Below are 17,811 nucleotides of genomic sequence, written 5' to 3'. Positions count from 1 at the left end.
CATGCGCGCACTGACCGTCGTCCCGGGCACCGCGGGATCGCTGGCCGTCACCGACGTGCCCGACCCGGACCCCGGCGACACCCATCTGCTGGTCGACGCCATCGCCCTCGGCGTGTGCGGCACCGACCGCGAGATCACCTCGGGCGAGTACGGCTGGGCGCCGGAAGGGCGGGAGCGGCTCGTCCTGGGCCACGAGTCGCTCGGCCGGGTGCGCACGGCACCGCCCGGCAGCGACTTCACCGCCGGCGACCTCGTCGTCGGCATCGTGCGCCACCCCGACCCGGTGCCGTGCGGGGCGTGCGCCCGCGGCGAGTGGGACATGTGCCGCAACGGCCAGTACACCGAGCACGGCATCAAGGAGATCGACGGCTTCGGCTCCGAACAATGGACGATCGAGCCAGGTCACGCGGTGCGGCTCGATCCCGGCCTCGCCAGCGTCGGCGTGCTCATGGAGCCGACGACCGTCGTCGCCAAGGCCTGGGACCACATCGAGCGGATCAACCAGCGCGCCTGGTTCGACCCGCGGACCCTCCTGGTGACCGGCGCGGGCCCGATCGGGCTGCTGGCCGCCCTGCTCGGGCAGCAGCGCGGCCTGGACGTGCACGTCCTCGACCGCGTCACCTCCGGCATCAAGCGGCAGGTGGTCGAGGAACTCGGCGCGACCTACCACTCGGGGCCGGTGGAGGAGGTCACCAAGGCGCTGCTTCCCGAGATCGTCATCGAGGCCACCGGCGCCACCCAGGTCGCCATGGCGGTCATCGCGACCAACGCGCACGCGGGCACCGTCTGCCTGACCGGCGTCTCCCCGGCGGGACGCCGGCTGGTGATCGACGCGGGCGCGTTCAACCGCAACCTCGTCCTGGAGAACGACGTCGTCTTCGGGTCGGTCAACGCCAACCGCCGCCACTACGAGCAGGCCGCCGACGCCCTGTCCCGGGCCGACAACGCCTGGCTGGAGCGGCTGATCACGCGCCGGCTCACCCTGGACCGGGCGCACGAGGCCTTCGAGCCGGGCGACCACGACGACATCAAGGTCGTCGTCGACCTCGCCTAGGACGGCGGCGGCCGGACCGGCTCGCCGCCTCAGGCACGCAGCAGCACCAGCGGCACCGCGCCGCCCGGCTTCCAGTTTTCGGGAACCGCGGCCAGCGCGTCGCCGAGCGCCGCGCCGTTGAGGAACGCCGGCCGATCCCCGCCGAGCGGCCGCACGCCGTCGCCGTCCCACACCACCGGGATGATCCGGGTACGGCCCGGGGCGGGCCGTACAGGGACGGTCAGCGGCATGCGGGGAAGCCGGGCCATCGGGCGGCCCGCCAACCCCGCGAGCAGCGGCCCGAGCACGGTGTGCGCCGCGACCAGCGCCGCGAACGGGTTGCCAGGCAGGCCCACGACGAAGGGCCCGCCTCGCAGGCGCGCCAGGAGCTGCGGATGGCCGGGCCGGCACGCGACCGCGTCGACGATCCACTCGGCGTCGTGCGCGGCCAGCAGGCGGCGCAACCCGTCGGTCGTCCCCACCGACGTGGAGCCCGTGACCACCACGACGTCGGCGCCGCCCGCGTCCTCCACCGCTCGCCACAGCGCCGACTCGGGCTGGTCGGGCACGTGGACCGGCCCGGCCGGCTCGCCGCCGAGGCCGGCGATCAGGGAGGGCAGCAGTGGCCCGAGCGCGTCGCGGACCGCGCCGGGCGCGGGCAGGCCGGAACGGGCCAGCTCGTCCCCGGTCACCACGGCCCGCACCACCGGCCTGCCACGCACCACGAGTTCGTCGTACCCGCACGTGGCGGCCAGCCCGATCAGCGCAGGCCCGACCGGCGTCCCCGCGTGCGCGAGCCGCTCCCCCGCGCCCGCGTCCTCTCCGGCGGCTCGGACGTGCTTGCCCGGCGCCAGTTCAGGGCCTCTCACCAGGTCGCCCGTCAGACGCGCCATCTCCACCGGGAGCACCGCTCGCGCGCCGGGTGGCACGACCGCGCCGGTCGAGATCTCCACGGCGCACCCCGGGTCCAACCGCGCCCCCGGCCACGCGCGGCCCGCCCTGGCGACGCCCACGACCCGCCACGGCCCCGTGCCCGCGACCGCGTAGCCGTCCATCGCCGAGGTGTCGAACCCCGGCAGCGGCGTCGCCGCCCGCAGTTCCTCCGCCAGCACCAGCCCGGCCGCGACCGCCAGCGGCACCCGCTCGGGCGGGACGGGCTCGGCCGCGGCGTGGGCGAACTCCCTCGCCGCCGCCCAGGCGACGTCCTGGCGGGTACCCGGTTGCGCGGTGGTGACCATGCTCCAGGGTCTCATCCGCGCGTGTTTCGCCGGCAGCCCGGCACGCGCACCGCGTCAGGGGGCAGCTGCCGGTATTTGTACGCGGTGGCCCGATCACCCCTTACCTACGCTTACCGATCGGTGCACCTCCGTGCCGTGCGACGCCGCCTCCGCCGCCGCGACAGGTGTCAGGTGGTCCGCGCATCCCGCGCGGACGATTCCAACCTTCCGAAGGGATTCACCATGTCCAACCTGACCACGTACGCCCGTAAGTCGCTGCGCCTGCTCGCGCTCGTGGCCGCCCTCACCGCGGGCGCCGCCGCCCCGGCGCTGGCCGACCCGGGAGCCGCTCCCGGCGACGACGCCGCAACCGCGAGAGCAGCCCTGCCGCCCACCGACCCCGGCATGTGGTGGATCATGAACAACGGCTTCCCGCTGCAGGACAACGCGGTCGCGGGCGTACGGCTGACGCAGCTGCCGCCGGGATCCAACCCGGTGTTCTTCGGCGTCCTGTGGCACTTCACGCCCGTTCCCGGCAAGGCGAACACGTACTTCGTGGAGAACCACAACGCCGGCTGCCTCGACATCGCGGACGGCATCTCCAAGAACGCCGGCGTCGGCATCGAGGTGAACGCCTGCGACGGCTCGCTCAGCCAGCAGTGGGTCACCCCGTCCCACGGCGGTGTCCGCTACGGCATGACCAACGTCTGGAGCGGCCTGGCCGCGACGGTCAAGGGCTCGCCGATCCCGAACGCCAAGCTGCACCAGCAGCCGGTCAACGGGTCGTCGGCACAGAGCTTCGACATGCCGTTCTTCGGTTTCTGACCGGGCCCCCGCGGGCGATCAACCGGAATGAAAGGCGGCGGCCCTATGCTGCCCCCATGCGTCTGGCCGCCTCCCTCCCCTTGTTATCCCTGGCCCTCACCGGCCTCGTCCTCACCACCCCCCTCGCGGGCACCGCCCACGCCGCCACGTGCTCGCGCGGCAGCGGGCCCGACCTGTCCGGACGCGACCTCACGCAGGCGACGCTCCCCGAGGACCTCAGCTGCGCGAACCTGCGTGGCGCGAAACTGGCCGGCGTGCGCCTGCCGTACACCCTCGTCAAGGCCGACCTGCGCGGCGCCGACCTCACCGAGGCCGACCTGTCCGGCGCCGACGCCCGCTCCGCGCTCTTCACCAAGGCCGACCTGCAGGACGCCAAGCTGTACGGCGCGCGCCTGGAAGGGGCCGACTTCCGCCAGGCGCGGCTCAACCGGGCCACCCTCCACTCCGCGCAGCTCGACGGCGCCCGGTTCGAGGGAGCGAGCCTGGTCTCGTCGGCGCTCTACGGCGCCGACCTCAGGAAGGCCGACTTCAGCAAGGCCGACCTGGACCAGGCCACCCTCCACAACAGCCTGCTCATCGACACCGTCATGCGCGACGCCAAGCTGACCGAGGTGATGCTCTACACCTCCACGATGACCGGCACCGTCTTCGACGGCGCCGACCTGACCCACTCGCGGCTCGACGGCTCCGACCTCACCGGCGCCACCTTCAAGGGCGCCACCGTCAGCCGCGTGGACCTGCGCGACTCGCGCGGCCTCGACCTCGCCGGCAGCAAGGGCATGCCCGCCGACCTGCCCGAGGCGGCCGCCGACTGCGCGCCGGGCAGCGGCCCCGACTTCTCGGGGCAGGACTTCACCCAGGTCACCGAGTTCCCCGACGACCTGAGCTGCGCCGACCTGACCGGCGCCAAGCTCGACGGCGTCGACCTGTCGTCGATCAGGTTCCGCAAGGCTCTGCTGCGCAACGTGTCGGCCAACGGCGCCTCGCTGCGCTACCTGACCGGCGCCGACCTGAGCGGCGCGCAGCTCAGCGGCGCCCAGTTCGTCAGCGGCAAGTTGGAGGGCGCAACGCTGGTCGGCGCCAACCTCAACGACACGCGCTTCACCAGCGCCGACGCCCGCAAGGCCGACTTCCGCAGCGCCACGCTGATCCGCGCGCGCTTCCAGAGCGCCATGCTCGCGGGCGCCCGCTTCGCCGGGGCCGACGTCACCGAGCTCGACCTGGGCCGCGGCGACACCGGCGCCGACCTGTCAGGCTCGCACTCGACCGTGTCGCTCGGCTGGAAGATCTTCTGGGGCATCCTCGGCGCCGTGCTGCTCCTGATCGGCTACGGCATCGTGCGCGGATCCGCCAAGCGCCGCCGCGCCCTGCGCGAACGCGACGCCCGCACCGCGGCCCGCCTCGCCCAGGTCAGGGCGGAGCTGACGGAGGAGGTGACCCGCTTCGGCGAGGCCATCGACGCCGCCGACGGCCGCACCCGCGAGGCCAGCGCGGCCGACTGGCACCGGATCCTCGACACCTACGAGCAGGCCAGGGAGCAGGTGGAGAAGGCAAGCGTGATCGGGGACCTCAACCAGGCGCGCGAGACTCTCAACCGCGGCCGCAAGGATCTGAAGCGCCTCATGAAGAACTGAGTCACCAGGTCACGGGGAGCGACTGCACGCCGTACACCGCGCTGAAGGCGCGGAAGGCGATCTTCTCGTACGGCTCGGCCAGCGCCAGCCCGGGGAAGCGCCGCAGCAGGGCGGGGAAGGCGATGCGCATCTCCATCCGCGCCAGCGGCGCGCCCAGGCAGTGGTGGACGCCGTGCCCGAACGCGAAGTGCCCGATGGCGCCCCGGGTGACGTCGAGGCTCTCCGGGTCGTCGATGAACAGCGGGTCGCGGTTGGCGGCGGGCAGCGAGACGATCACGAGGGAGCCCTCCGGCACGGTCTGGCCGCCGATCTCCACCTCGGCCGTGGTCGTGCGCGGCGGCATGGTCTGCACGATGGACAGCCACCGCAGCAGCTCCTCCATCGCCGGTTCCATCAGCGCCGGGTCGTCGCGGACCAGCGCCAGCTGCTCCGGGTGGCGCAGCAGCGCCAGGGTGCCCAGGCCCAGCATGTTGGCGGTCGTCTCGTGGCCGGCCAGCAGCAGCAGGCTGGCGATGCCGACCAGCTCGTCGGCGGACAGGTCGTCGCCGTGTTCGCGCACGAGCATGCCGATCATGTCCTCGCCGGGTTCGGCGTAGGCGCGCTCGACCAGGCTCGCCATGTAGTCGCGGTCCTCGCGCTGGGCGGCCGCGCGCTCCTCCATGGGCAGCGAGAAGTCGACCAGCCTGGCGGAGCGTTCGTGGAACTCGGCGCGGTCGGCGTACGGCACGCCGAGCAGCTCGCAGATCACCAGCGACGGCACCGGCAGCGCGAAGTGCTCGACCAGGTCGGCGGGTGGCCCGGCGCGCTCCAGGTCGTCGAGGGCCGACTCGACGATCTCGGCGATGCGGGGTTCGAGCCGTTTCATCCGGCGGGCGGTGAACTCGGCGGTGAGCATCTTGCGCAGCCGGGTGTGCTCGGGCGGGTCGAAGCCGATCAGCTGCCCGGCCCTGAGCCTGGCGCGCTCGTCGGGGTCGAGCTTGTCGACGCCGGGGAAGGAGGTCAGGGCGCTGCTGAAGCGCGCGGGGTCGGCGAGCACCTGGCGCACGTCCTCGTGCCGGCAGACGACGTACACCGGCCTGCCGAAGGGCGAGTCGAGCCGCAGCATGCCCTCGCCGTCGCGGACGCGGGCCAGTTCGCCGACCGGCCCGAACCCTTCGCGCTGCATGTGGAGCGGCAGTTCTGGCGTCATCGCCTGTCCACCCATCTGGGAGTCGCGGGACTTTCGCGGCGTGCGCGTTGATGCCCGCCCTTCTCGGGGGGCAAACCGGAACCAGGGGCCTGCTTCAGTCGTGTGTGAGCCGGTCGAGGTAGGCCGTCAGCATGGTGCGGCCGTGGGCGATCATGGCGGGGTCGCCGTCGCGCGAGTGCTGGAAGGCCAGGCGCAGCGCCACTCCGGCGGCCTCGATGGCCAGCCGCGTCGCGCGCAGCGGGTCGCGCAGCGGCGGCAGCCCCGCCTCGTCGATCGCGAAGGCGTACAGCCGTTCGGCCAGGATGTCGCCGCCCTCCTGGGCCTGGCCGGGCGGGAGGAAGGAGGCGCCGCCCGGCCGGGTGTCGGCGAAGTCGACGACGGTGAAGCCGGGCACGGTGCGGCGCATCCCGACGGTCTCCTCCAGGACGATCTCGCCGGCGCGGTGCCAGGTGAGGTGGTGCTCGGCGGCGGCCCTGCGGCGCAGCCGTACCAGGAGCAGGTCGAGGTTGCGCAGCGCCAGGGCGCGCATCATGCCCGGCTTGCCGTCGAAGAACTGGTAGACGGTCGCGGCGGGCACCCGGGCGCGCCTGGCGACCTCGACCGTGGTGAGGGCGTCGAACCCGACCTCGTCGAGCAGGTCGGCGCAGGCGTCGAGGATCCGTTCGACCCGCTCGATGCTGCGTCGCTGGACCGGCCTGCGCCGGACGCCGGAATTCTCCATCGCGCTCTTAACATAACACCTCGTCATGTTCTAACGTGATGCTCCGTCATGTTCGCGGAGGCAGCGTGTGAGCGACGTCAGGATCGATGACCCGCCGAGGGTCTCCTTCGGCTGGATGGCGTTGCTGGCCCTGGCCCAGATGGGCGTCATCATGGCGGCCACGGTGGGCGGCCAGATCCTGCTGCCCTCCCAGGTCGCCGCGATCGATCCGGTGACCAAGGAGGCTTCGCTCGCGGTCGTGCTCGCGGTCGCGGCCGTGTGCACGGCGGTGGCCAATCCCCTGTTCGGCGCGATGTCGGACCGGACGAGCTCCCGCTTCGGCCGTCGCAGGCCGTGGATCGTGGGCGGCGCTCTGCTCAGCGCGGGCGCGCTGGCGTTCCTGGCCTTCCAGGACACGATCGCGGGCCTGGTGGCCGGCTGGGCGGTGGCGCAACTGGCCTTCACCGCCGCGCTGGCCACCGCCATCGCGACCGTGCCCGACCAGGTGCCGATCCTCCAGCGCGGCACGGCCTCGGCGCTGGCCGGGGTGGGTCAGCTCAGCGGGCCGCTGCTCGGCGGGGTGGTGGCCACGGTGCTGCTGACCGGTTCCCGCCCGGCGTTCCTGGCCATGGCCGTGCTGGTGCTCGTGCTGATCCTGCCGTTCGGGCTGTTCACGCGCGAGCCGGACACCGAGCCGTGCCCGCCGTTCTCGCTGCGCGACTTCGCTCGCGGCTTCTGGGTCAGCCCGCGCCGCCATCCCGACTTCGCCTGGGCCTGGCTCAGCCGCCTGATGATCACGCTCACGCTCGCGATGGGCATCGGCTACCTGCAGTACTTCCTGCGCGACGCCGTCCACTACCCCACCGAATCGGTGGAGCAGGGCGTGGTGGTGCTGGTGGCGGTCTTCACGCTCGGCAGCGTGGCGCCGACGCTGCTGGCCGGGTGGTTGTCGGACCGCACCGGGCGGCGCCGGCCCGCCGTCTTCCTCGGCGGGCTGACGATGGCGGCCTCCGCTCTCGTGCTGACCGCCGCGACCACCTGGGGCGCCGCGATCGCCGCCGCCGCGCTCCTGGGCGCGGGGTACGGCATGTTCGCCGCCGTGGACCAGGCCATGGTCACGCAGCTGCTGCCCGCCGACGCCGACCGCGGCAAGGACCTGGGCATCGTCAGCCTGTCGAACTCCGCGTCGAACACGCTCGGCCCGGTCATCGCCGCCCCGCTGGTCACCTCGGCCGGGGGCTATCCGCTCATGTACGGCGTGGCGGCGGCCTTCGCGGTCACCGGGGCCTGCCTGGTCTGGAGGATCCGCGGTGTGCGCTGAGCGCCCGTGCTGACGCGGTGGGGCCGGGCGCTCGACCCCGACGCCGTGCTGCCCGAATACCCCCGGCCGCAGCTGGTGCGCGACAGCTACCTCAACCTCAACGGCCGCTGGGAGTACGCCTTCTCCGACGAGGAGCCCGCGGTCTACGAGGGCGAGATCATCGTGCCGTTCTCGCCCGAGGCGCCGCTGTCCGGGGTCGGGCGGCAGCTCAAGCCCGGCCAGACCCTGTGGTACCGGCGCACGTTGCGGCTGCCCGACGGCTTCGTGGTCCCGGGCGGGCGGGTGCTGCTGCACTTCGGCGCCGTGGACCAGGAGTGCGCGGTCTTCCTGGACGGCGTCGAGGTGGGCGGGCACGAGGGCGGCTATCTGCCCTTCACCTGCGACATCACCGGCGGCATCACCGCAGGGCCGGAAGGCGTGCTGGTCGTGCGGGTGCGCGACGACACCGGCATCGGCGCGCGCGGCAAGCAGAAGCTGGAGCGGGGCGGCATCTGGTACACCGCCCAGTCGGGCATCTGGCAGACAGTGTGGGCCGAGTCCGTGCCCGCCGTGCACGTGGAGCGGCTGACGCTCACCCCTGACCTGGCCGGATCGGCGGTCGCGGTGACCGTGCACGCGCCGGAGGGGAGCGCCCTGGTCGAGATCTCGGCGCGGGGCGAGCCCGTCGCCACGGCGACCGCGGAGGCGGGCACGCCCGTCCGGGTCCCGGTGCCTGAGGCCCGGCCGTGGAGCCCGGAGGACCCGTTCCTGTACGACGTCACGGTCACGCTCGGCCGGGACCGCGTCCGCGGCTATTTCGGCATGCGCTCCTTCGGGGTGGGCCCCGACGCCGGCGGCGTGCCCCGGCTGCTGCTCAACGGCCGGCCGTACTTCCACGCCGGGATCCTCGACCAGGGCTACTGGCCCGACGGCCTCTACACCCCGCCCTCCGACGAGGCGATGGTCCACGACATCGTGACCATGAAGCGGCTCGGCTTCACCATGCTGCGCAAGCACATCAAGGTCGAGCCGCTGCGCTGGTACCACCACTGCGACCGGCTCGGCATCCTCGTCTGGCAGGACCTCGTCAACGGCGGCGAGCCGTACCGGCCGTGGGTCGTGACCGCGCCGGTGCTCACCCCGCTGCGGCTCGACGACCGGCGCCACCGGGTGTTCGGTCGCGGCGACGCCGCCGGGCGGGCGCGGTTCGAGGCCGAGGCGCGCGCCTGCGTCGAGCACCTGCGCGACGTCGTGAGCCTGGCGCTCTGGGTGCCGTTCAACGAGGGGTGGGGCCAGTTCGACGCCGCGCGCGTCGCCGCCGAGGTGGCCGCCCTGGACCCCACCCGGCCGGTCGACCACGCCAGCGGCTGGCACGACCAGGGCGCGGGCGACCTGCGCAGCCTGCACGTCTACTTCCGGCGTTTCCGCCCGCCGCGTCCCGACAGGCGGGTGCTGGCCCTGACGGAGTACGGCGGCTACAGCCTGCCCGTCGAAGGCCTCGTCTGGGGAGAGGGCCGCTTCGGCTACAAACGGTTCGACAGTGCCGTACGGCTCGGCGCCGCCTTCGCGCGCCTGCATCACCGCGAGATCCTTCCCGCGATCCCCCGCGGGCTGAGCGCCACCGTGTACACCCAGCTCAGCGATGTCGAGGACGAGCTGAACGGGCTGCTCACCTACGACCGCGAAGTGGTCAAAATGGACGAGGACCTGGTGCGTTCGATCAACGAGAGGCTGAAGCTGGCGTGACCCACGAGCGTGAGATCACCGATCCCGTCGACCTGTGCCTGCCCGGCGGGCGGCTCAACCCTGAGGCGGTCGGCTGGACCAGACGGCCGCTCCATCGCGCCAACCTGCGCGGCTGGGGCCGGCGCAAACGCTGGGAGTACTGGGGCATCGTCACCCCCACCCACATCGTCGGGTTGGTGGCGGCCTCGCTCGACTACGCCGGGCTGCACGGCCTGTACGTGCTGGACCGCGCGACGGGGCGGGAGAGCGCCAAGGACGTGGTGGTGCCGCTGGCGCGCGGCGCGGTCATGCCGGACCGCAGCGGCTCCGGCACCGCCTCGGTGTCGGGCGGCGGGCTCCGCATCGACCTGGCCGACCACGCGGGCGGCACCACGATCCGCGCGGTGTCGGAGGCGATCGAGCTCGACGTGGAGGTCGCCAGGCCCGGCGGCCACGAGTCGCTGGGCGTGGTCGTGCCGTGGGGCGCCGACCGTTTCCAGTACACCGTCAAGGACCTGGGCCGCCCGGCCCGCGGCACGCTCAGGGTCGGCTCGCTGACGCACCGGATCGTCGACGCGTTCGCGGTGCTCGACCACGGGCGCGGCAAGTGGCCCTACTCCGTCGTGTGGAACTGGGCGGCGGGCTGCGCGCCCGGCCGCGCCATCCAGCTCGGCGGCAAGTGGACCGACGGCACCGGCTCCACCGAGAACGCGCTCTTCCTCGACGGCCGTATGCACAAGATCGGCGACGAGCTCGAGTGGCTCTACGACCGGCACGACTGGAAGCGGCCCTGGCGCATCACCGGGCCGCGCGTGCAGGCGGAGTTCCACCCCTACCACGAGAAGGTCGCCAAGACCGCCCTGCTGGTCGTGGCGAACGAGACCCACCAGTGCTTCGGCCACTTCACCGGCCGCGCCCGCGCCGACGACGGCTCCTGGATCGACCTCGACGGCCTCACCGGCTGGGCCGAGGAGGCCCGCAACCGGTGGTGAAAAGGGTCAGATCCGTGACAGGGCCCGGTCGCTGACGAAGCACAGCAGGCCGAACTCCCGCGCCCTGCGATGCGCGAACTCCGCCAGCTCCCGGCTGTCGGCGTAGTCGAGCGCGTAGACGTCGACGTCGAGCTGCAGCAGCTTCTCGGCGATCGACGCGTGCGTCTCCAGGACGTCGTCGGGCCAGGGCGCGTAGTGCTCCTCGTCGGTCCAGCGCGCCGAGAACGACTCGAACAGCACCCCGTCGACCAGCTCGGCCAGCCTGGGCAGCAGCGCGAACCCCCGGTTGGCCAGCAGGTAGTCGGGCCTGGCCTCCTCCCTGATCGCCGCGATGAGCGTGAGCAGGTGGGGCAGGTCCTCCGGGTAGGTCGACTCCAGGTTGAGCGTGTCGAGGAAGAGCCCGGCGAACCCGGCCTCCATGGCCCTGCGCGCCTGCCCGATCACGTGCGCGGCCCAGCGCGGGTCGCCGACGTGGACGTAGGCGCCTCCCCAGTCGGGGTTGCGCTCCTGCCGGTGCCAGGGCGCCTGCGGCCCCGGGTCCTCCGACAGCGTGAGGTAGCCCAGGGGCCGCACGCCGCGCGAACGCAGCCACGCCAGCTCCCCCGGGCTGTAGAAGCCGGCCTGCAGGACGACCATCTCGAATCGCGCCAGGCTCTCCAGCCGGTCGGCGCCGTAGTAGAAACCGATGGGCTCCGTCATCCGTGTTCCTCGCTGATCCGGTCCAGGGCGAGCACCGTGACGTTGCCCGCGAAGCCGTACTTCCGGTACAGGGCCCGCGCCGAGCGCACGTTCTCCGGCCGGACGGCGTAGTCCGTGGCGAGCACGGCCTTGCCCCTGCGGCGCAGGGCGAGGGCCTCGGCGAGGTTCTCCTCGCACCAGTCCTCGACACAGCGCCGGTCGGTGGCCTGGAAGAACAGCTCCTCCATGCCGATCCCGTCGATGGCCTCGGTGTAGCCGGAGAAGTGGCGCAGCTCGGGAGAGTTCTGCGGGACGATCAGCATGCCGGGCCTGCGGGCCTTGGCGTAGACGCTGATCCTGATGATGAGGTCCGCCATCCGGCGGCCCAGGCTCTCGCGGGTCTCGCCGCGCACCAGCTTCAGGTCGAGCTCCTCGTAGGCCAGCGGCGTGTCGAGGTAGACGCCGTCGAACCCGGCCGCGATGGCCTGGTCGACGCGCGGCCTGACCACGCTCTCCCACCACAGGTTCTCCCAGTAGCGCACGAAGTGCTCGTCGGGCCAGTCGTGCCAGCGGTTGAGCACCAGCCCGGAGTCGCGCACGGCCGGCCACTCGTGACGGAACTCCTCGATGGAGCCGATCTCGAAGTAGGCCAGCACCAGCTTGGCGGAGCCGCGCAGGCGGCCCACCTCGTCCGCGCCGAAGTGGCCGCGCGCGCTGCCGTCGCGGGACAGGTCGATGATCGCGAGCTGGTGGCCCGAACGCTCGAGCTCCTCCAGCCACCCGCTCCCGTACCCCTGGAGCTGGTAGGCGAAGGACGTCACGGAGTCCAGGGCCGGTGGCGGCGGCGCGGCCGGCTTCGTGGAGCATGACATCATCGCGAGGGCCAGCACGCCCGCGGTCACCGAACCCGCTCTCATCTCACCTGGTTCCTCGTGTGGCCGGGTGGCGCCGGGGTTCCGGCGCCGGGAGCAGCAGGGTGCGGATCTCCTCGAACCGCTGGTTGGCCTCGTCGTAGTCGTCGGGGCGCCCGATGTCGAGCCAGTAGCCGTCGTACTCGAACACCCGCGGCGGGTCGCCCGCCGCCATCAGGTCGAGGACCAGCTCGTCGAAGCCGAGCGGCATGCCTTCCGGATACGAGGCGATCGTCTGCCTGGACAGGCCGTAGACGCCCATGCTGACCAGGTAGCTCAGCAGCGGCTTCTCGCGGAAGGCGGTGATCTTCCCCTGGTGGGTCTCCAGGACCCCGAAGTCGACCTTGACGATGCGCGGGGCGGTGGCCACCGTCAGCGGCGCGCCCGAGCCGAGGTGGTGATCCAGCACCTCGGCGTAGTTGAGGGTCGTCAGCACGTCGCCGTTCATGACCAGGAAGTGCTCGGGCAGCCGGTCGCGGATGGCGAACAGCGGCCCGATCGTGGACAGCGGCGCCGACTCCTCCGTGTAGTCGACGTCGATGTCCCAGCGCGAGCCGTCGCCCACGAACGCCCTGATGAGCGGGCTGAGATGGCCGACGGCGAGGGTGGCGCGGGTGAACCCGTAGGCCCGCAGCTGCTGCAGGATGATGTCGAGGATCGCGTATTCCTCGCCGATGGGGACCAGCGGCTTGGGCAGCGCGGACGTGTATGGACGCAGCCGCACACCCCGCCCTCCCGCGAGGATGACCACGTGCATGAGGTGCCTCCTGTTAGCCGTATTGCTGGACGTGCCGCAGACTCGCCAGGGCGAATCCCAGCAGGATGAGCAGGAACAGCACGCTCGCGCCGAGGAACACGGCGATGTCCGCGAGCGAGGTACGCGCGGCCGGCAGGACCAGCCACACTCCCGGATGCGCCGCGAGGGCCAGTCCCTGGGCCACGCAGAGCTGCCGGATCTTGCCCTGGTTGGCCAGGACGAACGAGAGGAAGTAGGCCCCGCCGACGACCACGTGGGCCGCGGCCATGAGCGCCACCTCCGGCGCCACGGGATCGGCCCGCGACAGTACGGCCAGCAGCAGCGCCGCGAGCGCGCCGAGCGCTCCCAGGCACTTCAGCAGCCCCCGCCTGAGCAGCCGCCGGCTGCGCAGGACGAACTGGCGGGGATACCTGACCCGCCCCATCAGCGCCCGGGCATCGTCCTCGAACCGGTGGGTCCGGTACTCCAGGACGCCCATGCCCAGCACCAGCGGCACGCCGGCGATGGCGATGTCGGCCCGGTCGAGCACGTACCTGGCCTCGGCCTGGAGCAGGAAGAACGCCGAGGCCATGCTGTAGACCAGCGGCAGCAGCATCGCGGCCAGGTCGGCCCCGGCCAGGGGCCGCCCCGCCGTGGTGTCGGCTCCGGCGCGGCGTGTCATGACCAGGGCGGCGACGAAGATCCCGACGATGGAGCAGATGCCCAGTCCCACCGCCGCCAGCGCGGCGCGCGGTCCCGGCAGGGCGAGGTAGGCCACGCCCGCGATCACGCCTGGAGCCATGAGGACGGCCAGGCGGATCTCGGCCCGGTAGAACAGCAGCACGGCGGAGGCCATCTGGAAGGCCATCTGCCCCATGCAGAGCACGATCAGCCCGGCGCCGCCGCCGTACCACACGGCCAGGGAGCCGATCATGACCAGGGCCGCGGCGACGCCGCCCAGCATGGTGATCCGTAACGCCCGCCCGGCCGCCGCCGGCCGTCCCCTGCCGAGCAGCCCGTAGGCCGCCCTGGCCCCGGTGCTGCCCCAGATCCATCCGACGGCCGTGGTCAGCACCAGGCCGGGCATCAGGTAGCGCACGCCCACCAGCGCCGACGCCGCGGGCAGCAGCGCGGCGGGCATGGCGTACAGCAGGCCGTGCGCCATCTGCGCGAACGGCCTGGCCTGCCGGGGCGCGGCGTCGGGCACGACGGGACCGGCGACCACGGCGGGCAGCCGCGCGAAGGCCGCCTGAGCCAGCTCGAAGACGTCGCTGAAGCCGTACCTGTCGCGCGCGATCCTGTCGGTGACGCCGTCCGACTCCAGCGCCGCCGCCACCTGCAGCGGCTCGACGGCCCACTCGATCCGCGGCAGCATGCGCCGCACGAGGTCGTCGACGGGGGCCAGGTCGCCGGTGAGCGCCGTCATGGGACGAGCTCCCGGTAGACGCGGCGGTAGTCGTCGAGCGACTTCTCCAGGGTGAAGCGCTCCAGCATGCGCTCGCGCGCGGCCTGTCCGAGCTTGGCCCGCAGCTCGGGGTCGCGCAGCAGCGTGAGGCAGGCGTCCGCCACGCCCTGCGGGTCGCGGGGCGAGACGATCAGCCCCGCCTCCCCCACCGCCTCGGCCAGCCCGCCGACGTTGGTGGCCACCACCGGCCTGCCGCAGGCCATGGCCTCCACGATCGTGTAGGGGAAGCCCTCGGAGATGCTGGTCAGCACCACCAGGCTGCCGGCGTGGTAGGCGTCCACCGGGTGGTCCACGCGCCCCGCCAGCGTGGCCACGCCCGACAGGCCCAGTTCCTCGATCAGCTCGGCGCAGCTGCGGGCGTAGACGTCGCCCTCGGGAAAGCCGCCGAACATGCGCAGCCTGGCCTCCGGCAGCTCCCCGTGGACCAGGGCGAAGGCGCGGATCAGGGTGTGCAGGTCCTTGAGCGGGTCGATGCGGCCCATGAACACGATGGTCGGCTCGTGCGGCTCGCCCTGGGCGACGGGGAAGTCGACGGGGTCGACGCCGTTGTACATCGTGCGGATCCTGGCCTGGTCGGCGCCGTTGCGCAGCTGCCAGCGGCTGTTGTACGACGAGTGCGGCGCGATCCTGTCGGCCACCTGGTAGGCCGCCCCGACGAGCCGCCGGTAGAAGCCGAGCAGCAGCACCCTGATCCCGTGGGAGACGGGCTCGGCCAGGTACTGCAGGTACCTCTCGCGCAGCCACACCCCGTGCTCCGACAGCACGATCGGCGTGCCGTGCCGCCACTTGGCGGCCATGCCGATGAGGGCGCTGACGCCGTTCATGGCCAGGTGCACGATGTCGGTCTCGACCGGGGTCACGGTCAGCGGGCGCAGCATGCGCCCCATCAGCCGGGCGGCGATCACCGCGTCGTGCAGGCTGATGCCGTCGCCCCTGTTCCAGTACCAGGCGTCCATGAGCTGGGTGAGCGACTCGTTGGTCGACAGCGCGCCGATCAGGTCGCCGCCGTCGTTGGAGTAGCAGAACAGCCGGTGCAGCACCGACAGGAACCGGTCGCTGTCCTCGCCCAGGACGGCGGGCGTGAGCATGACCTCCAGGAAGTCGGCGTAGATGTGGTGGAAGGCGTCTCCCGCGTACGGCTTGGCGATCCGTGGCGGGACCGGCTCCCAGATCGGCATGGAGACCACGTTGCGCAGGTTGGCGGGGGCGCTCCAGATCGGCTGCTCGCTCCCGTCGACCGTGAGCGTCACGACGTCCCATTCGTAGTCGGGCATGCCGCGGATGAGCTGGTCCATCCAGACGCTCACGCCGCCCATGGCGAAGGGGTAGGTGCCCTCCGACACCAGGGTCACCTTCACGGCAGCACGCTCGCCGGGACGGTGACGGGGGTGGCCGCGGGCAGCGTCACGGTGGAGATGGAGTCCCCGCCGTAGCTCGCGAACCCGGTGGCCTGGGCGCCGGTCAGGTAGACGGTCCCGGCGGAGGGAGAGGTGACGGTGACGGTCCCGGCCGCCCGGTCGTAGAGAGCCTCGGCGCCCGCCGACAGCGCGGCGAAGTGGGCGTTGCGGCTGGCGACGTAGGCGGCCAGGTCGGGCCAGGCCGGCGTCAGGAGCGGGGCGCTGTAGTAGAGGGCGTACTTGTCGAGCACCTTGTTGAGCCAGTCGAAGACCAGGCTCTTCTGGTTGTTCTCGTAGGCGCGCAGGTTGCCCTGGTGGAAGGTGTGCGCGTAGGCCGATCCGGTCATCACGTGCTGCAGCGCCACGTCGGACTCGTGGCCGAGGATCTGCGTGTAGGTCTGGTCGGCGGGCCAGTACGGGAAGCGGCCGCCGGGGCCGTAGTAGGAGTTGTAGAACAGCGTCTGCTCGGCCGGCGTGGTCACGTGGTAGGCCACGTTGGTGGGCCAGTCGGGCACGATGAGCAGGCTCGGCTCGAGCGGGTGGTGGATGCCGCAGTTGAAGCAGCCCGGCTGGTGGCTGCCGAACGACATGTTGCCGTGCAGGTACAGCACGCCGGCGTCCTTGGCGGCCTGGAGCAGGTTCTGGTTCGAGGCGGCCAGGCCGTAGTCGGTGGGCGGGCCGATGTCGTCGTTCGGGTCGGGGTTGTAGACGCCGAGCCCGGAGTACTCCCCCGTCTTCAGCACGGTCGCCGGGACGGGCAGGCCGACGGTGGTGTTGTGGGAGATCTCGTAGTGGCTGGTCGCGTAGTCGGTGAAGTTCATCTTCGGGTGGGTGAAGGTGTGGTTGATCCACCGGAAGTCGGCGGCGCGGCAGCGCGAGTAGCTGGTCAGCCCGTCGGGGTTGGCCGAGCTGCACGAGTTGGGGGCCAGCGGGTCGAAGCCCTCGCCGTTGTAGGCGAGGCTGAGCCGGAAGTCCGAGGTGAGCGGCCGGTTGCGGAAGGTGTTCTGGGCGTTCCAGGTCCGTACGGCGTCCGCGCGGGTCAGCCGGTAGCCCGGGTCGGTCTCCAGGGTGCCGTCGGCGTGGAGGTGGTCGGTGTGGTTGAACCAGTCGTCCACGTCGGCCGACAGGTAGCGGCGGTGCTCGCCGAGGAACAGGCCCCGCGAGGCCCAGCGGAGCGCGCCGTACACCAGCAGGTTGGCCTGGAGCAGGTACTGGTTGGAGGTGAAGGTCAGCGCCAGCCGCTCGCGGCCGTCGGCGGAGGTGGAGCGCACGCCGAGAACGTTCGTGCCCGACTGCAGGACGGGGTCGGCGGCGCAGCCGGCCTGGAGGGAGGTCCGGTAGACGTAGGAGTAGGTGATCGGGATGACCGCGGCCGGCTTGACGTAGCCGAAGACGCCGGAGCCCTGCGCCGTGAGGGTGGCGTTGAGCGGCGTGCCCTCGACTCCGCCCTCGCTGACGCCGCGCAGGCAGTAGTCCTCCGGCCAGGTGCCGTAGCTGGTGTAGAGGGAGACCTGGCGCACGGCGTAGTCGCGCTCGTAGGCCCACAGCGTGTTCCACTCGGTGCCGTCCAGGCCGCTGACGTAGCCGGAGCCGTCGAAGTAGAGCTGCGAGTGGTTGGTCAGCAGGATGGCGTTGTACTTGCCGGAGCCGTCGGGCCGGACCAGCGTGGCGCCGGTCAGCGCCTCCGTCCTCGTCCTGATCACGTCGTAGGAGGCGCCGACGCGGTCGAGGGTGGCCTTCCAGGTGGCCAGGCCGAAGTCGTCGTCGTCGACTGCCAGCACCAGGGTGCGCAGGGAGACCTGGTCGGTGGCGGTCAGGGCGGTCAGGGCGGTCGCCGTGGCCTTCCGCTGCGTCTCGACCTTCACCTTGCCCGTCTTGATCGGGAGGCGGCCGGGCGTCTTGGCGGGTCTGTCGGGGGCGACGCGGGCCCGGACGGGATCGCCGTGGGAGTGCCCCGGTTCGAGCTGTCCGGCAGCGGTCACCGTCAACAGGAGCGGCAACACCAGGAG

Annotated in this window: 15 protein-coding genes; 6 read left to right on the top strand and 9 right to left on the bottom strand. The window is 72.4% G+C overall.

Annotated features, from left to right (window positions below):
- Position 1: 1 nt before the first annotated feature.
- Positions 2-1,054, top strand: coding sequence for a glucose 1-dehydrogenase (locus ACIBH1_RS27590; RefSeq protein WP_397316835.1), 1,053 nt, complete (start codon positions 2-4; stop codon positions 1,052-1,054).
- Positions 1,055-1,083: 29 nt separating this feature from the next.
- Here ACIBH1_RS27590 and ACIBH1_RS27585 read toward each other — a convergent pair whose 3' ends face one another.
- On the bottom strand, positions 1,084-2,286 hold the full coding sequence (locus ACIBH1_RS27585; RefSeq protein WP_397316834.1) for a molybdopterin molybdotransferase MoeA: 1,203 nt from the start codon (positions 2,284-2,286) through the stop codon (positions 1,084-1,086).
- Positions 2,287-2,493: 207 nt separating this feature from the next.
- Between ACIBH1_RS27585 and ACIBH1_RS27580 the strand changes: the two genes are divergently transcribed.
- The gene (locus ACIBH1_RS27580; RefSeq protein WP_397316833.1) at positions 2,494-3,075 is read left to right on the top strand and encodes an RICIN domain-containing protein; all 582 of its coding nucleotides are present in this window, start codon (positions 2,494-2,496) and stop codon (positions 3,073-3,075) included.
- 56 nt (positions 3,076-3,131) lie between these two features.
- A complete protein-coding gene (locus ACIBH1_RS27575) occupies positions 3,132-4,709 on the top strand; it encodes a pentapeptide repeat-containing protein (RefSeq protein WP_397316832.1) in 1,578 nt (525 codons plus the stop codon).
- A 1-nt stretch (position 4,710) separates the two neighbouring features.
- On the opposite strand, the gene ACIBH1_RS27570 is transcribed toward ACIBH1_RS27575, so the two are convergent.
- Both ACIBH1_RS27570 and ACIBH1_RS27565 read right to left on the bottom strand, forming a co-directional pair.
- The gene (locus tag ACIBH1_RS27570; RefSeq protein ID WP_397316831.1) at positions 4,711-5,898 is read right to left on the bottom strand and encodes a cytochrome P450; all 1,188 of its coding nucleotides are present in this window, start codon (positions 5,896-5,898) and stop codon (positions 4,711-4,713) included.
- A gap of 94 nt (positions 5,899-5,992) precedes the next feature.
- Positions 5,993-6,619 (bottom strand): TetR/AcrR family transcriptional regulator, encoded by a 627-nt coding sequence (locus tag ACIBH1_RS27565; RefSeq protein WP_397316830.1) that lies wholly within the window; start codon positions 6,617-6,619, stop codon positions 5,993-5,995.
- Between the two features lie 67 nt (positions 6,620-6,686).
- On the opposite strand from ACIBH1_RS27565, the gene ACIBH1_RS27560 reads away from it, so the two are divergent.
- Genes ACIBH1_RS27560 through ACIBH1_RS27550 form a run of 3 tightly spaced genes read left to right on the top strand, consistent with a single transcriptional unit; the run spans position 6,687 to position 10,615 of the window.
- Complete coding sequence (locus tag ACIBH1_RS27560) at positions 6,687-7,919, top strand: MFS transporter (protein WP_397316829.1); 1,233 nt, start codon at positions 6,687-6,689, stop codon at positions 7,917-7,919.
- A 6-nt stretch (positions 7,920-7,925) separates the two neighbouring features.
- Positions 7,926-9,644, top strand: coding sequence for a glycoside hydrolase family 2 protein (locus ACIBH1_RS27555; RefSeq protein ID WP_397316828.1), 1,719 nt, complete (start codon positions 7,926-7,928; stop codon positions 9,642-9,644).
- Positions 9,641-10,615, top strand: coding sequence for a DUF2804 domain-containing protein (locus tag ACIBH1_RS27550; RefSeq protein WP_397316827.1), 975 nt, complete (start codon positions 9,641-9,643; stop codon positions 10,613-10,615). Before ACIBH1_RS27555 ends, ACIBH1_RS27550 begins: the two co-directional genes overlap by 4 nt.
- Before the next feature lie 6 nt (positions 10,616-10,621).
- Here the strand turns inward: ACIBH1_RS27550 and ACIBH1_RS27545 are convergent, their stop codons facing one another.
- The 6 genes from ACIBH1_RS27545 to ACIBH1_RS27520 are packed head-to-tail and all read right to left on the bottom strand — an operon-like array spanning position 10,622 to position 17,805.
- Positions 10,622-11,314 (bottom strand): hypothetical protein, encoded by a 693-nt coding sequence (locus tag ACIBH1_RS27545; RefSeq protein WP_397316826.1) that lies wholly within the window; start codon positions 11,312-11,314, stop codon positions 10,622-10,624.
- Entirely contained in the window at positions 11,311-12,210 is a 900-nt protein-coding gene (locus ACIBH1_RS27540) for an endo alpha-1,4 polygalactosaminidase (RefSeq protein ID WP_397316825.1), read from the bottom strand. The genes ACIBH1_RS27545 and ACIBH1_RS27540 overlap by 4 nt, the downstream gene beginning before the upstream one ends.
- Before the next feature lies 1 nt (position 12,211).
- Positions 12,212-12,961 carry a sugar phosphate nucleotidyltransferase gene (locus ACIBH1_RS27535; RefSeq protein ID WP_397316824.1) on the bottom strand — a complete coding sequence of 250 codons (750 nt, stop codon included), beginning with the start codon at positions 12,959-12,961 and terminating at the stop codon, positions 12,212-12,214.
- 13 nt (positions 12,962-12,974) lie between these two features.
- Complete coding sequence (locus ACIBH1_RS27530; protein WP_397316823.1) at positions 12,975-14,366, bottom strand: hypothetical protein; 1,392 nt, start codon at positions 14,364-14,366, stop codon at positions 12,975-12,977.
- Entirely contained in the window at positions 14,363-15,763 is a 1,401-nt protein-coding gene (gene pelF / locus ACIBH1_RS27525; protein WP_397316822.1) for a GT4 family glycosyltransferase PelF, read from the bottom strand. The genes ACIBH1_RS27530 and pelF overlap by 4 nt, the downstream gene beginning before the upstream one ends.
- On the bottom strand, positions 15,760-17,805 hold the full coding sequence (locus tag ACIBH1_RS27520) for a hypothetical protein (protein WP_397316821.1): 2,046 nt from the start codon (positions 17,803-17,805) through the stop codon (positions 15,760-15,762). Before ACIBH1_RS27520 ends, pelF begins: the two co-directional genes overlap by 4 nt.
- Between the last annotated feature and the right edge of the window lie 6 nt (positions 17,806-17,811).

The sequence above is a fragment of the Nonomuraea sp. NPDC050663 genome, assembly GCF_044456985.1.
In the GTDB taxonomy this organism is placed as follows: Bacteria; Actinomycetota; Actinomycetes; order Streptosporangiales; family Streptosporangiaceae; genus Nonomuraea.
Note: the sequence above shows the minus strand (reverse complement) of the source record. Positions and strands in the feature narration are given on the sequence as shown.